This is a genomic window from Nostoc sp. ChiSLP03a (assembly GCF_034531215.2).
Lineage (GTDB): Bacteria > Cyanobacteriota > Cyanobacteriia > Cyanobacteriales > Nostocaceae > Nostoc.
This window is the reverse complement of record NZ_JAVRBQ020000167.1, coordinates 38,357-51,918: the sequence shown is the minus strand read 5'-3', so window position 1 is coordinate 51,918 and position 13,562 is coordinate 38,357. Positions and strand designations below refer to the sequence as shown.

Annotated in this window: 12 protein-coding genes; 8 read left to right on the top strand and 4 right to left on the bottom strand. The window is 41.0% G+C overall.

What is annotated here, in order from left to right:
- Positions 1-256: 256 nt before the first annotated feature.
- Positions 257-610 carry a hypothetical protein gene (locus tag RMY32_RS28570; protein WP_322711958.1) on the bottom strand — a complete coding sequence of 118 codons (354 nt, stop codon included), beginning with the start codon at positions 608-610 and terminating at the stop codon, positions 257-259.
- A 546-nt stretch (positions 611-1,156) separates the two neighbouring features.
- On the opposite strand from RMY32_RS28570, the gene RMY32_RS28565 reads away from it, so the two are divergent.
- The 6 genes from RMY32_RS28565 (at position 1,157) to RMY32_RS28540 (ending at position 6,707) form a co-directional block, all read left to right on the top strand.
- A complete protein-coding gene (locus RMY32_RS28565; protein ID WP_322711957.1) occupies positions 1,157-1,657 on the top strand; it encodes a hypothetical protein in 501 nt (166 codons plus the stop codon).
- Entirely contained in the window at positions 1,654-2,424 is a 771-nt protein-coding gene (locus RMY32_RS28560) for a hypothetical protein (protein ID WP_322711956.1), read from the top strand. The genes RMY32_RS28565 and RMY32_RS28560 overlap by 4 nt, the downstream gene beginning before the upstream one ends.
- Positions 2,421-4,220, top strand: coding sequence for a tetratricopeptide repeat protein (locus RMY32_RS28555; protein ID WP_322711955.1), 1,800 nt, complete (start codon positions 2,421-2,423; stop codon positions 4,218-4,220). Before RMY32_RS28560 ends, RMY32_RS28555 begins: the two co-directional genes overlap by 4 nt.
- 216 nt (positions 4,221-4,436) lie before the next feature.
- Positions 4,437-4,832, top strand: a complete 396-nt coding sequence (locus RMY32_RS28550) for a hypothetical protein (protein ID WP_322711954.1) — start codon at positions 4,437-4,439, stop codon at positions 4,830-4,832.
- Between the two features lie 807 nt (positions 4,833-5,639).
- Positions 5,640-5,981 (top strand): NINE protein, encoded by a 342-nt coding sequence (locus RMY32_RS28545; protein ID WP_322692624.1) that lies wholly within the window; start codon positions 5,640-5,642, stop codon positions 5,979-5,981.
- A 21-nt stretch (positions 5,982-6,002) separates the two neighbouring features.
- Positions 6,003-6,707 (top strand): helix-hairpin-helix domain-containing protein, encoded by a 705-nt coding sequence (locus RMY32_RS28540; RefSeq protein ID WP_322711952.1) that lies wholly within the window; start codon positions 6,003-6,005, stop codon positions 6,705-6,707.
- A 112-nt stretch (positions 6,708-6,819) separates the two neighbouring features.
- Here RMY32_RS28540 and RMY32_RS28535 read toward each other — a convergent pair whose 3' ends face one another.
- On the bottom strand, positions 6,820-6,948 hold the full coding sequence (locus tag RMY32_RS28535; RefSeq protein ID WP_322711951.1) for a hypothetical protein: 129 nt from the start codon (positions 6,946-6,948) through the stop codon (positions 6,820-6,822).
- Between the two features lie 328 nt (positions 6,949-7,276).
- Here RMY32_RS28535 and RMY32_RS28530 point away from each other — a divergent pair, with 328 nt between their 5' ends.
- Positions 7,277-7,621: a hypothetical protein gene (locus tag RMY32_RS28530; protein WP_322711950.1), complete on the top strand. Its 345-nt coding sequence runs from the start codon at positions 7,277-7,279 to the stop codon at positions 7,619-7,621.
- 369 nt (positions 7,622-7,990) lie between these two features.
- Here RMY32_RS28530 and RMY32_RS28525 read toward each other — a convergent pair whose 3' ends face one another.
- A complete protein-coding gene (locus RMY32_RS28525; protein ID WP_322711949.1) occupies positions 7,991-10,648 on the bottom strand; it encodes a sensor histidine kinase in 2,658 nt (885 codons plus the stop codon).
- 219 nt (positions 10,649-10,867) lie between these two features.
- Positions 10,868-11,062 carry a hypothetical protein gene (locus RMY32_RS28520; RefSeq protein WP_322711948.1) on the bottom strand — a complete coding sequence of 65 codons (195 nt, stop codon included), beginning with the start codon at positions 11,060-11,062 and terminating at the stop codon, positions 10,868-10,870.
- 220 nt (positions 11,063-11,282) lie between these two features.
- Here RMY32_RS28520 and RMY32_RS28515 point away from each other — a divergent pair, with 220 nt between their 5' ends.
- The gene (locus RMY32_RS28515; RefSeq protein ID WP_322711947.1) at positions 11,283-13,535 is read left to right on the top strand and encodes a glycoside hydrolase family 65 protein; all 2,253 of its coding nucleotides are present in this window, start codon (positions 11,283-11,285) and stop codon (positions 13,533-13,535) included.
- Positions 13,536-13,562 lie beyond the last annotated feature (27 nt).

Below are 13,562 nucleotides of genomic sequence, written 5' to 3'. Positions count from 1 at the left end.
GAATTGCGCCAACGGATTAAACATGAGTTAGCTCAAATGTCTTCCGAGTTAATCTCCTGTTTGACCTGTTATGATTTTATCCTTGAAGCTCTGTTCCATGAAGCTTTATTCTATGCATCTTCATAGAGAATTGGTATAAGTCAATTGGTCATTTGTCCTTGGTTTTGTCTTACGAATGATTTAGGATTGCTATATTAGCAAGGATTTTGGCCAACGCATAATTAATTAAAACTACACCGTCAGCTTTTATCCCTGCTTATTTTCTCCCGATATCTAACTGTACTTGCAATCCATCATTGTCACTACCTGACTGAGCCGGTGTTAAGAAAACTGAAGTGTCTGGCTGTGATAATGATTCGTTAAAGCGAATTTGGGCTGGAGTTTTATTTTCTCTTCTATTATTGTTGGAAAGGCTTGCTGGATTAGTTTGCTCAAAAAAACTTCTAAAGTCATCTTGGGCTGTTTTTTGATCGATTCCAAGTAGAGAATCACCACTTAATCGATATTGTCCGGGATTTGAGTTTGATGCTGGTGATTGAGCGTAGGCTTGGCTTCCTAAGCTTACAAAGGCTGCCGTAATCCCCAAAAAAGCAATAATTTTGGCGTTCATTTGCTCGCTCCAAATTATTTTTAATATTGCTCGTTTATTATTCTCTGGGAAAAGTATTTTGATTAACTCTATTGTTAGGTTCAACTAGAATAATTTTATTGCGTATATACTTAGGGTGTCAATGATTTTTGCTATTTTAGGGATTAATAAGTTATAGCTTTGATATCTCTTGAGAAGTTCGATTATCTAGTTAAGTTTCTGAGCGATCGCAGTTAAGTTAGTTGAGATATGCCAGGATTAAACCAGGGATGCCAACAGATACAAGCACATTCCCTTTTTTAGTCGTTTACTTTTGTTATCAGTGTTACAGAATAGCGATCGCACTGGTCATACTGATTAAGTTTTTGCACTATTTTTCTTAAACTAGCGCAGTATTAATTGAACAGCGATCGCAGTTAAGTTCGTTGAGATATGCCACGTTGTAGACATTGCTATTCTGACTACCAGCAATACCAATCTAGATATTCTGTATGCCTTTAAGTATCCAGGGTGTATAGTAAATTCAGCGTAATTAAACGGAATCGCAACGAATTAGTTTATTTTGCTATGCCAAATGAGCTTTTACAAATTTTAGTAGCTGCATTTATCGGTGCTGCTTCTGGGTATCTGATTAATCAATTACCCCCACTCAGAACCTTTCGGGGTAGCTGGTTCTTGGTTACTGCTGTAGTGATTGAACTTGCTCTCTTGTCAGCAATTTGGGCATGGTTGTCTGGAGAAGTTGCGAAAACATCAAATGTCAGAGGCTTGGTTCAAATGATTGGTGCTGCCTTATTGGGAGCCTTTTTAGTGAATATTCTTCAACTCATCTTCGGTAACGCTTGGAGTAGACAGTCTCCACAACCAACTTCCCCTCAGCCAGGAACAAATCCGGGAACTGTTGTCAGAGGGACAACCATGAAAGGGAAGGGAAATAAAGCAAGAGTTACTAAAGGAGACGTTTGGGTAGAAGATACTCAGATAAACGGTGAAAACCAAGAGTTTTCTGTGACAGACGATGCTAATCCTCCGGCTTCTCCTCAGCAAAATAATCCTCCGAATCCATGATTATTGCCAATCGCACACAGGAACTTCTACTTTTTAATCGGATGGTGGAGGGAAGCGTTGCCAAACGTATACTTTTAATTAAAGCCGAATCTGGTTTTGGCAAAACTTGGTTACTAACAAGGTTTAAGCACACATTACCTGAAGAAAATGTATTGTGTGTGGACATAGATATCAAATCGGCAGAGCGAGGGATTGCCTACATTTTTGACTGTGTGCCTGACTATTTAGGAAAGAAAAGTTTTCCGAAGTTAAATGCTGCTATGGAGCAATATCTCAGTTCAGGGATAGAAGTCTCTGACACAACAATGATTGGCAAAGATAACCAATTAAGTGTGGTTTTGTCTAGTGAAGATAAGTTGGCACTCGATCTTCGCTTTGCTAAAGTACAGGAGGCATTTTTTCAGGACTTAGAGCAAATTCCTGAAAAGCTAGTATTTTTGTTTGATTCTTACCAAAAAGCTCCCACTGAATTGGCAAACTGGTTAAGTGGCAAATTTTTAAGACAAGTTGTCAAGATAAAAAAGTTGATTGTGGTAATTGCCGGACAGGAGATTCTTGAACCAACAGTTGAGTGGATGGGTTTACATGACTTTTGTCCTTTAGAAGCGATTTTGGAATTGAAAGCTTGGTGTGACTATGCCCAAAATGAAGGACTATCCCTGAATGAATTTGAAGTCAACGCGGCAATGATACTGTGTGAAGGTCAACCTGCGAAAACTATGACAGCCTTAAGGACGCTACACGCGGCGGCGAGGAAAAGGCTGTGAATAATTTATTTTTAGAGAAGCTGGCAAAAGCAGAAACAGATGAGGAACGCTCTTGGATTGTCACGGAGAGTTTTCTCTTAACGCTTTCGCCTGAGTTAACTGCGGCTGTATGGGCGGTAGTAGTGCCACACTGGTTTAATGCAGAGATTTTGGCAGCACTGCGCCCAGAATTGCAAACCCAATCATCTCAGCTTTATACAGAATTGCAAGCTTTACCTTTTGTGGAAGAGTTTCCTGATAGAGGGCATAATGTTCATGATTTGACGCGAAATCTGATGTTAAAACATCTGCGTCTTGAACGTCGGGATGAGTTTATCACGTTGTCGCAACGAGCAGCCGAGTATTTTGGCAGTATCAATCCTGAGCCAGAAACTCAAATTGAATGGCTGTATCACTTGGTTGTAGTTGACCGGGAGTGGGAAGGCGGTGAGCTTTGGGATTTAGCCCAAAAGTGGAACAATAATTTTCGTGTTGCCGAACTAGAATCGCTGATTACAACATTATTAGAACAGATTGCAGCAGAGCAAGTGGATAACACTTTAGTTATTGCAGAAGTTTATTATTGGGGAGGTAAAGCGAAGTTTCAAGTTTATAGAGCAAAAGAAGCCTTAGAGCGCTACGAAGCAGCATTGGCATTCTACTGCGACATTGGCGATCGCTTGGGTGAAGCTAATACATTAATAGCAATCGGCGATGTCTTCCAGTTCCTAGACCGACGCACCGAAGCCTTAGAGCGCTACGAAACAGCATTGGCATTATACCGCGACATTAGTGATCGCTTGGGTGAAGCTAATACATTAAGAGCAATCGGCGATGTCTTCCAGTTCCTAGACCGACGCACCGAAGCTTTAGAGCGCTACGAAGCAGCATTGGCATTATACCGTGACACAGGTTTTTGCTTGGGTGAAGCTAATACATTAATAGTAATCGGCAATGTCTTGCAGTTCCTCAAACGCAGCACCGAAGCCTTAGAGCGCTACGAAGTAGCATTAGCATTATACCGCGACATTGGCGATCGCTTGGGTGAAGCTACTACTTTAAGAGCAATCGGCGATGTCTTCCAGTTCCTAGACCGACGCACCGAAGCCTTAGAGAGCTACGAAGCAGCATTGGCATTCTACCGCGACATTGGCGATCGCTTGGGTGAAGCTACTACTTTAAGAGCAATCGGCGATGTCTTCCAGTTCCTCAAACGCAGCACCAAAGCCTTAGAGAGCTACGAAGCAGCATTAGCATTATACCGGAACATAGGTTCTCGCTTGGGTGAAGCTAATACTTTAAGAGCAATCGGCAATGTCTTCCAGTTCCTAGACCGACGCACCGAAGCCTTAGAGCGCTACGAAGCAGCATTGGCATTATACCGGAACATAGGTTCTCGCTTGGGTGAAGCTAATACTTTAAGAGCAATCGGCAATGTCTTCCAGTTCCTTAAACGCAGCACCGAAGCCTTAGAGCGCTACGAAGCAGCATTGGCATTCTACCGCGACATTGGCGATCGCTTGGGTGAAGCTAATACTTTAGTAGAAATCGGCATCTTGCAAGAAAATTTAACTTTAGGTTTAGAGTATTGTCAAGCAGCGTTAGAACTGTATACCCAAATTGGTGACAAGTATAGCAAAAGCCGTAATTTGATTTACTTCACATCTGAAATTCTCTTAAAACTGGGACGGCAAAAAGAGGCTGTAGATGCGCTCAATCGCGCTATTGAACTTGCTAGAGAGATTCCCTATCAAATCTTTGTAGAAGATGCCACAGCCAAACTCCAAGAAATCCAAGAAAATCACGATTTTCATTGACAAAATCATGAATTTCATTGACAAAATCACGAGTTTCATTAATAAAATCACGAGTTTCATTCACAAAATCACGAGTTTCATTAACAAACTCATGATTTTTGCGTCAAATACTGAACTAACTGTTGTATTAAACACTAGTTTTTGAGGATTTTACTGAACTGAGATCCAGCTTTAGTGAGGCAAACTAGCTATAAAGCAGATAAAAAGGATATATTTATGTCGCGTCAAAAACGTACATACCGCGTTCTAGAAAAAGCTGAATTAAGAACGGCGGGACTTAAAGCCATCGATCCGACTATGGATTTTGGCGATGGACGCAACTTGGAAAATATGACACAACTAATTGAGCAATATCGTACCAAGATAGATGCTTATAATACTGCTTTAGCCACGATCGACTCTTCTAAAACTGAGATGGACGAGTTGGACAAAAATTTAAGCAATCTAACTGAGAAAATGCTCATTGGAGTTGCTTTTAAATACGGTAAAGATAGCCGTGAATATGAGATGGCGGGTGGTGTTCGCAAAAGCGATCGCATCCGTAAAAGCACAGCAACACGCTTGAAAACGACTTCAGAGGAAGCAAATACTAAGAGTGCTACAACTGTATAGAAGCGCCTCAGACTTAAGTCTGCACTATTGAAATAAAACCTGTTTTTAACAGCTTTTTAGGCACGAACAGGAGTTATGCAAAGTAGAATAAGAACTGCTAATCGCTGTCATGCTTGAATGTTGCATTGTTTTGTTGTCTAGAAAAGCAAAGAAAGCAAAACTTCAGTGATTTTTATGCTGTGCATTTTACTTTAGTCATCAGAAACTTTACGTAAGTCTATTGATGTAACTATAAGCAAACTCGGTAAAATTCGTGAGGTTTAACAGATAGACATTAACTAAGATTAGCTTTAAATAGCAGTCAATATCTGTTAAACCAAACAAATTTGTTGTAATAACTGCTTAATTGTTGGTAAACAACTATTGTTCAATATAACTTTATCTACTGATGAGTAACTTAAATAACGAAAGACTAAAACTTAAATTCGATCGGTTGCGTTTAATTCCCTATCTAGCAATTGGTTCTCTGATTTTTTATTTTACTTCCAACCTAGATTTAAACTACATAGTTAAAGGATATTTAGTTTTAATGGAATCTCAGCTATGTATAATCGCTATTTATTTGTTGACGGACAAATTCACTAATAAACCAGATAAATAATCAAAGAAGGTCAAAAAATTTGATTGTATTATATAGGACTCATATTTGATTTTTGAAAAAACTCAGTACACTTTTCTTTTATTCCTTCTTCCCAGTCCCCAGTCCCTAGTCCCCAGTCCCCGGTTTTCACGAGTAATTCTCCGAATCAAATCGGATTACTATATGCCAACAGATATTTATTAGAGTTAATTAAGGAAGTAAATGTTATGAAGACTAAATCTACAGCAATTATACTTTGCTTTTTTGGCGGCTGGCTGGGAATTCACAAATTCTATTTAGGAGAAAATGTAGCAGGTATTTTGTACTTATTGTTTTTTTGGACTTGTATTCCATCTTTAATAGCCTTCGTTGAATTCTTCGTCCTAGTTTTGATGTCAGATACCGAATTCAATACAAAATATAATCAAGTTATCGCAAGCACAGGTGGAGCAGTCTCTGCAAAAGATGCAACCAGTGCCTTAGCTGATTTAAAAAATCTCTTTGATTCTGGGATAATTACCGCAGAAGAGTATGAAGAAAAACGCCAAAAGCTTCTGAAATCTTTGTAAATTAAAATTATTAGTCGATTTATGATGTCACAATCTAAATCTTGGTTTCAACAAACTCCTGCTTGGGTGTGGTTATCATTAATTCCGACATTAGGGGGATTTGCGATTGTCTATGCAGGTTATAAATCCAAGACTAAAACTTGGGTTGTTCTAGGGATTAGCATCTCTATATTAGCTTTAGCTTTATCGGCTAATAGTTTAGCATTTGCGCCCTGGATAGCTCAAATTAGTATTGCCTTCTATCTCAAGAAATTTTATTTAATCAAAACTTATCCAAAGAATTTACCAATTCCCGAAGAAGAAGAGTTAGCAAAATTAGTTGCAAATACTCGTGAGAAAGTAGATATTAATGAATGCTCAAAACATGAACTCGTTAACTATTTAGGATTACCGATAGTTTATGCAAATAACATCGAATCATTGATGAATGAGGGATATGTTTTCACTCATGTAGAAGAGTTAATTGAAATAGCCGGAATTCCGGAAAAGCAAGTAGATCGAATTACACCACTGATTACTTTTAGCTACAACTACAAAAAAGAAGCTGATTGTTCTTGGAAACGATTAAACACATATTCAACCGATGAATTGATTACCTGTGGATTAGATGGTGCGATCGCAGAGCAAATTGTTGTCGAAAGGCAGCAACGAGGTGAGTATAAATCGTTGATTGATGTCAAGCAGCGCACTGGATTACCGTTTAATACTTATCGTCACATAGCTTAGAGAATGTTTGAGAAGTATTAAATATTTCGCTTGATCCCCCCTAGCCCCCCTTTTTAAGGGCTACGGTGTACACACAAGTCTTGAAATCCTACCTAACACTTGGTTTCGTCGCCTAGCTATCTTGTTGTACGATCGCTTCCAAACCTTGTCCGCAGCGAGGAGGAACGACGACGCAATCACAAAAACTACTGGATAATGCGATTACTTCGCTGCGCTCGTAATGACCATTTAAAGGGTTCATAAAGCCTGAAACCCTTGCCGCTACCACTTGTGTGTACACCGTAGCTTTTTAAGGGGGGAACCGGAATCAAAGTCCCCCTTTTTAAGGGGGATTTAGGGGGATCTACAAGTCTCAAATACAACACTAAAAAGTTTTCAGACATCCTCTAAGAGTGCAAAAAGCACAAATGCCAAGAGGTCTAATCTTCCAATTAGGCGTATAACCAGAAGTAACTTGGCTATACATTTGCAAGACCGATGCAGAAATACGTCCTGAGAGTTTTGCGATCGCCCATAGCGCTCTTGTAAAATCATTTTCAATTGTTGAGAATTCGCTCAGGAAAAAGTTTATGGCAGATAAGTCCGGTCAAGACCCCTCGGAAATCACAGTGGCAACGGTTGATGAAGAACGAAAAGGCACAACTTTCAGCGGTACGGTCATCCTTGGTATAGATCCTGAGGGTGGGGCAGTCGTTTTCTTTAGAGACTTTTTAATTGAAGATTATAAAGGCGAACTTACCGCAAATCTTGCAACAGATGGCAATATAACGAAAAGCATTGATTTAGGCGAACTCGATCGTAAAAGCCCCAATTTTAAGCTGCCAATTCCGCTGGGAACGGATACATTACCCTACAATACAGTCGTGTTGAGCGACAAAAAAAGCAAGAAAAAAATCCTGACGATCGATCTATAAAATTTGTAACTTAGCTCGTAGTTCAGCCAAATTCGATTGCCCTGCTGTATAGCTCTCAAATGGGTTCTATAAAGCTACCGTTTACACACAAGTTAGAAATAATTGACAAATCCGGGTTTTACCCCACCCTAACCCTCCCCGATGCATTGGGGAGGGAACCGGATTTTCTTGTTTCCCCCTAATGCATCGGGGGATTAATATCAAGTCCGGCTAATTAGTTTTGCTTCCCGAATCTATGCAGAAAGCCCAAAAGCCCCTCTCCTCTGCACCTGAAGCTCCTCTGCTCCCCTGCCCTCCTAATGATAAGTCTTTAACCGGACATAATATAAGGGGGGTAATAATTTGATTAAAATCACAACATACCACTTTTCAAACATCCTCTGAAACTCTCGATTCTCCCGCGTTTTTCCAAGGGAGTTTGACTGTAAATCGACTACCTTTGCCTAACTGACTTTCGGCGTGGACAGTTCCACCATGCAACTCGACAATTTTTTGCACCATTACTAATCCTAAACCCGTGCCTGAAGAACTACGATCGGGAACAGTTTCAACTTGCACAAAAGGTTGAAATAATTTAAAAAGGTCATCGGAAAGCATCCCAATCCCAGTATCTACCACGCTGATAAAAATATATTCATTGGTGGAACTTGGCTGAACTTCAATCCAGACTTCACCTCCTTCTTTAGTAAACTTAATCGCGTTAGTTAATAAGTTGATAAATACTTGGCGAATGCGGCGTTCATCGACTTGGATAAGTTCGAGTTCTTCAGGTATTTGTGCCGTCAGTCGGATATTTTTCTGGAAGGCTAAATGTTTAACAAAACTCAAGCAGAAGTCACATATTTCCTGAATCGAAGTAGCAGCTAGTTGCAGTTCTATTTTGCTGGATTCTGTATCGGTAAAGTCAAGGATTTGGTTAATTAATTCTAGTAAGTTTTTACCGCTAGATTCAAGCATATTTAAAGACTGACGCTGTTCTTCATTTACAGGGCCGTATACTTGCTCTTTGAGTGCTTCTGTGATTCCCATAATTGAGTTTAAAGGAGTCCTCAGATCGTGGTTAATGTTTCTTAAAAAGGTACTTCTAGCACGATTTGCGACTTCGGCGATTTCTTTAGCCTCACGTAGAGCGGATTCTGCGCGTTTGCGATCGCCTATTTCTAAAGTTAGAGTGACAATTTCCGCGATCGCTCTAACGAAGTTTTCTTCGCTCAGTTCCCATTTTCGGGGAAGATCGATCTGCTCGTAAAATACTGTTCCCACCATTTTGCCCCCAACCCAAAGAATGGTATCAATTAGGGATACAATATTATTTGGTTCGAGCAATTTATCCGATAATTCTTGTACCCGTGGATCGGTACGAGTGTCGGAGACGGTAATAGTACCAGAAGCTAATAGGGCTTTAAAGTAGATGAAATAATCTGCAAGGTTGCGTTCTAAACCTGCCGAATATTTGTGATTGCTACGTTCATAAAGACTTATGCATTGTAGCTTGGTGCGCTCGCTATTGAATAACCACACACTGACTCGTTCTACTTCTAAGGCATTGGCTGCTTTTTGGGCGATCGCTTTGAATGCTGTTTCTAAATTCCCTTCAAAAATCGCTTTGTGATTTGCCAATTCTGTAAGTACTTGATGATGCCGTTCCTGTTTTCGCTCGCTGTTAATGCGTTCTTCAACCTCGTGCTGTAATTCTTGAGTTTGCTGTTTAACTTGCAGTTCTAAATCCTCATTTTTACTAATCAGTGCAGTAAAGGTTTTGCGTAAATCCTGCGCCACCTCATTTAAAGATCCACCCAGTATCTCTAGTTCTTGAATTCCTTGTACTTGCACCACTGAGTTTTCGTTGTTGGTAAAATCAGTTAAATCTTTTGTCGCCTTGCTGAAGTGCAAAATGGGCACACTAACCCATCTAGCAGTGACAATTCCTAATATAATAGCTAGTACCAACGCTCCTAAACAAAGAAAAATTGTAGTTTGAATGTTGCGATTAATTTGTCCCATAAAGTCTGCTTCGGGGACAGCCACTATTATCAACCAATTGACATTTGGTTCGCCCTGGAATGGTCTAACTTCTAAAAAATGCCGTTTGCCGTCCAAGGAAAAATCTAGTTGCTGTAAACCTTGAATTTGGTCAAAGTTACTAAATTTAGTTGCTAAGTATTTAGCGGTTGCTTGAGTCAAAGAATTGCCGCTTTGGGAAGCTGTTAATCTAATAAGTTTACGATTTTGGAAGCGGAATGATTCTTCGTTTGTAGAACTTGCAACTAATAGCCCCGATTGCTCGATAATAAAAATTTGCCCAGACTTGCCAACTTTGATGTTTTGCAGCAAATCCCCAATTTGTGATAAGTGAGTGAGAGTGCTGTTGACTCCGAGTAATTCGCCTTGGGAATTATAAATGGGTTGAGAAGCACTAATTAAGAGTGTTGGTTCAGTGCGGGGTGTAAAAATCTGACTAAAGCCGAATTTTTTGGCGGTAACTGCTGTTTGATAATCAGGACGCGATCGCGGATCATAGTTTTTGATCACCTCTGGTAATTGAGTGCGTTGACCTTGAGAGTCAATTATGTAGGTGTAGAGGTCGTATCCAGTTGACTTATCGGCTTTTCTGAGTAAAAATTGGCGATCGTTGAACTTTTCTACCGCTAAATATTCTTGCTCATTGCTTGCAGTTATTGCCAACGCATCTGGAAAAATCTTTAACTGCTCTATTAAATATGACTCCCAGTTTGCCAGATTTTCTATCTTCAGCAACCCCATGTTAATCGCATTTTGATTACTGCTTAGTACCTGACGCCCAGTTGCTAAGTAAGTTTGTAAATTCTGCTCGACTAGATTGCCAACTTCATGACGTAATTCGTTAACTACCTGATTGACTGCCTTTTGCCCGTTTCCGATTGATAAGTATGCAGTCAATCCCACAGCTAGCAAGATTTGCAGCACAAACAACGCTACCAAGATGCCACTTAGAGGTACGCCTTTAAACAGGGAAAAAACACTACCTTGCCCAGTATTTTTGTTCATCTGCCCACTCCCCCTTCCTGTCCTATAGTACTGAGTACAACACCTCTAGTCTGCTGTCCTGTGGGCTTATGCATAGTTTGTACTCGGTCGGGTCAAGTGCCAATATACCACTTCTAGTAAAAGAACAAAACGTTACTTAACTGCACCTGTAGATTTTATAGCAAGGGACTGGGGACTGGGGACTGGGGACTGGGGACTGGGTGAAAAGCCTTTTTGTGTCTAAGTTTTATCGTCTGTTGATGTCCTAACCATCTTGACTGTTGCTATACCAGCCAAAATATGACTAACGTTCATCACAAAGACAAAGACGCGATAAATCGCCGTCTCTACAATAATTAATCCTTTGTAGAGACGGCGATTCATCGCGTCTGGCCTTAACGATTCATCGCGTCTGGCGTTAATTGTAAATATCAAACAAATTGATGAAAAACTGAATCAATTCGTAACTAGTTGAGATTTATGAGTTATAACTGGCATTTTTAAATAAATCTAACTATAGACAGATGAAAATTGAAACGCTACTGTTATCAGAAGCGTATTTTTTGGCGTTCAGATTATCTTTAATCTCGGCGCTCAAGATTGCTCCTAATTTTACCGCATTCTACCCAGCCCCAAGACATAGGTTTTATTACTCATGCTCAACGTGTCCACTTCCAATTCTCAGCAAAATCAGCAATTAATTGACAATACTGACTGGAACGTTATTGAAACGGAGTTTAATCCGACGCAGTTACATCACAAAGAAACTGTTTTCACTCTTGGTAATGGGTTGTTAGGAGTGCGGGGTACATTTGAAGAAGGATATCCACAGGATTTTCCAGGCGTACTCATCCACGGTGTTTATGATGATGTGACAATTACTCATACCGAATTGGTAAACTGTCCCAACTGGCTGCCATTGGTGGTGAAAGTAGCAGGCGAACGTTTTAGTATGGACAGTGGTGAGATTCTCAACTATGAACGTCGGCTCGATTTACGCTTAGGTTTAGTTAGCCGTGATGTGCGGTGGCGTAGTCCTAATGGTCATACCTTAGATTTTCACTTCGAGCGTTTCATTAGTTTAGCAGACCAGTACGTTTTGGCGATTCGCGCTCAAATTACATCGGTAGACTTTGAGGGTGAAATTACCGTTGAAGCCGGATTTGCCAGCGAACCACATACCCAAGGCGTCAAACATTGGCGAACCTTAAACCAAGGTGGCATAGATCGAATTATCTGGTTAAACAGTACAACTCTCCACTCAAATATTCAACTTGGGATGGCAGCTAAGTTAGTGGTAGATGGTGATGAGACTGCACCCGTGAGCGTCGAAAACGCTTCTAGTTCTCCCACTTTGACAACCACCTTAGAGTTATATCCCGGAAAAACAGTGACAGTAGAAAAAATTGTCACCCTGTTTACTTCACGAGAAACAGAAATCCCCATTGCCACCGCCTTACAAAGACTCGCTGATGAACCGAGATATACTACCCTATTGGCAGCTCACATTACTGCATGGGAGCAAGTGTGGCAAGACAGTGACATTATAATAGAAGGCGATCGCTTGGCTCAATTGAGCGTCCGTTACAATCTCTTTCAATTACTAGCTGTAACACCGCGTCACGACAGTCAAGTAAGCATTCCTGCCAAAGCTCTCTCTGGTTTTGCTTATAGCGGACATATCTTTTGGGATACAGAAATATTCATCCTACCTTTCCTCACCTTAACTCAACCAGCCCTAGCGCGTAACTTGCTCACCTACCGTTACCACACCCTACCAGGAGCCAGACGCAAAGCTCAAGAAGCCGGTTATCAAGGAGCGATGTATGCTTGGGAAAGTGCCACTACTGGCGATGAAGTCACTCCGCGTTGGGTTCCGGCTCCCGATGGTGAATTAATCCGTATCTGGTGCGGTGACATTGAAGTGCATATCACCGCAGATATCGCTTATGCAATTTTACACTACTGGCAGACTACCAACGATGATGACTGGATGCGCGATTATGGCGCGGAAATTATTCTTGATACGGCTGTTTTCTGGGAAAGTCGAGTGCAGTGGAACCAAGAGCGCCACAGCTATGACATCCTAGATGTAATTGGCCCCGATGAATATCACGATCGCATCGATAATAATGCCTTCACCAATCTTATGGTACAGTGGCATTTGCAGTCAGCTTTGGCACTGTGGGATTGGCTCAAACAAGCTTATCCTGAAACCTCGACAGAACTAGTGCAAAAACTCAACTTAACCACAGAGCGTCTGCACCATTGGGCGGAAATCCAAGAGCGTTTATTTGTCAATGAAGATGCTCAAACAGGTTTAATTGAGCAATTTGAAGGCTTTTTCCAGCTAGAAGACCTTAACCTCGCTGATTACGAACCGCGCAGCAAATCTCTGCAAAATTTGTTAGGAGTTGAAGCTACAAATCAAAAGCAGATTCTCAAGCAGCCAGATGTGTTGATGCTCTTATATTTATTGCGCGAACGTTATGACTATCAAACTCTCGCCACCAACTGGGACTATTACACCCAACGCACCGACCACAGTTTTGGTTCTTCACTAGGCCCAGCCATTAACGCTATCTTAGCTTGCGACCTCAATCAACCAACTGAAGCTTATACACACTTTCTGCGATCGGCCTTGGTAGACTTAGAGGATGTGAGACTCAACGCCGCCGAAGGAATTCACGCCGCTAGTGCTGGAGGAGTATGGCAAGCAGTAGTTTTTGGGTTTGGCGGCATTCGCATGACTCAATTTGGCCCCGTTGCCTGTCCCAATCTACCACCCAACTGGACGCGTTTGAAGTTTCGCCTGCAATGGCGTAACGAGTGGTATGACTTTGACTTACAAGCCGAAACAGAAGTCAAAGTTCCCGCCTTGGCAGATACACGCTCGAAAATTATCTAATAGACTTCTTGGCATTTGTAGGGAAAA

Coding starts and splice junctions, on each gene's coding strand:
- RMY32_RS28570 (WP_322711958.1), bottom strand. CDS start 610: ATGAACGCCAAAATTATTGCTTTTTTGGGGATTACGGCAGCCTTTGTA.
- RMY32_RS28565 (WP_322711957.1), top strand. CDS start 1,157: ATGCCAAATGAGCTTTTACAAATTTTAGTAGCTGCATTTATCGGTGCT.
- RMY32_RS28560 (WP_322711956.1), top strand. CDS start 1,654: ATGATTATTGCCAATCGCACACAGGAACTTCTACTTTTTAATCGGATG.
- RMY32_RS28550 (WP_322711954.1), top strand. CDS start 4,437: ATGTCGCGTCAAAAACGTACATACCGCGTTCTAGAAAAAGCTGAATTA.
- RMY32_RS28545 (WP_322692624.1), top strand. CDS start 5,640: ATGAAGACTAAATCTACAGCAATTATACTTTGCTTTTTTGGCGGCTGG.
- RMY32_RS28540 (WP_322711952.1), top strand. CDS start 6,003: ATGATGTCACAATCTAAATCTTGGTTTCAACAAACTCCTGCTTGGGTG.
- RMY32_RS28535 (WP_322711951.1), bottom strand. CDS start 6,948: ATGAACCCTTTAAATGGTCATTACGAGCGCAGCGAAGTAATCGCATTA.
- RMY32_RS28530 (WP_322711950.1), top strand. CDS start 7,277: ATGGCAGATAAGTCCGGTCAAGACCCCTCGGAAATCACAGTGGCAACG.
- RMY32_RS28525 (WP_322711949.1), bottom strand. CDS start 10,648: ATGAACAAAAATACTGGGCAAGGTAGTGTTTTTTCCCTGTTTAAAGGC.
- RMY32_RS28515 (WP_322711947.1), top strand. CDS start 11,283: ATGCTCAACGTGTCCACTTCCAATTCTCAGCAAAATCAGCAATTAATT.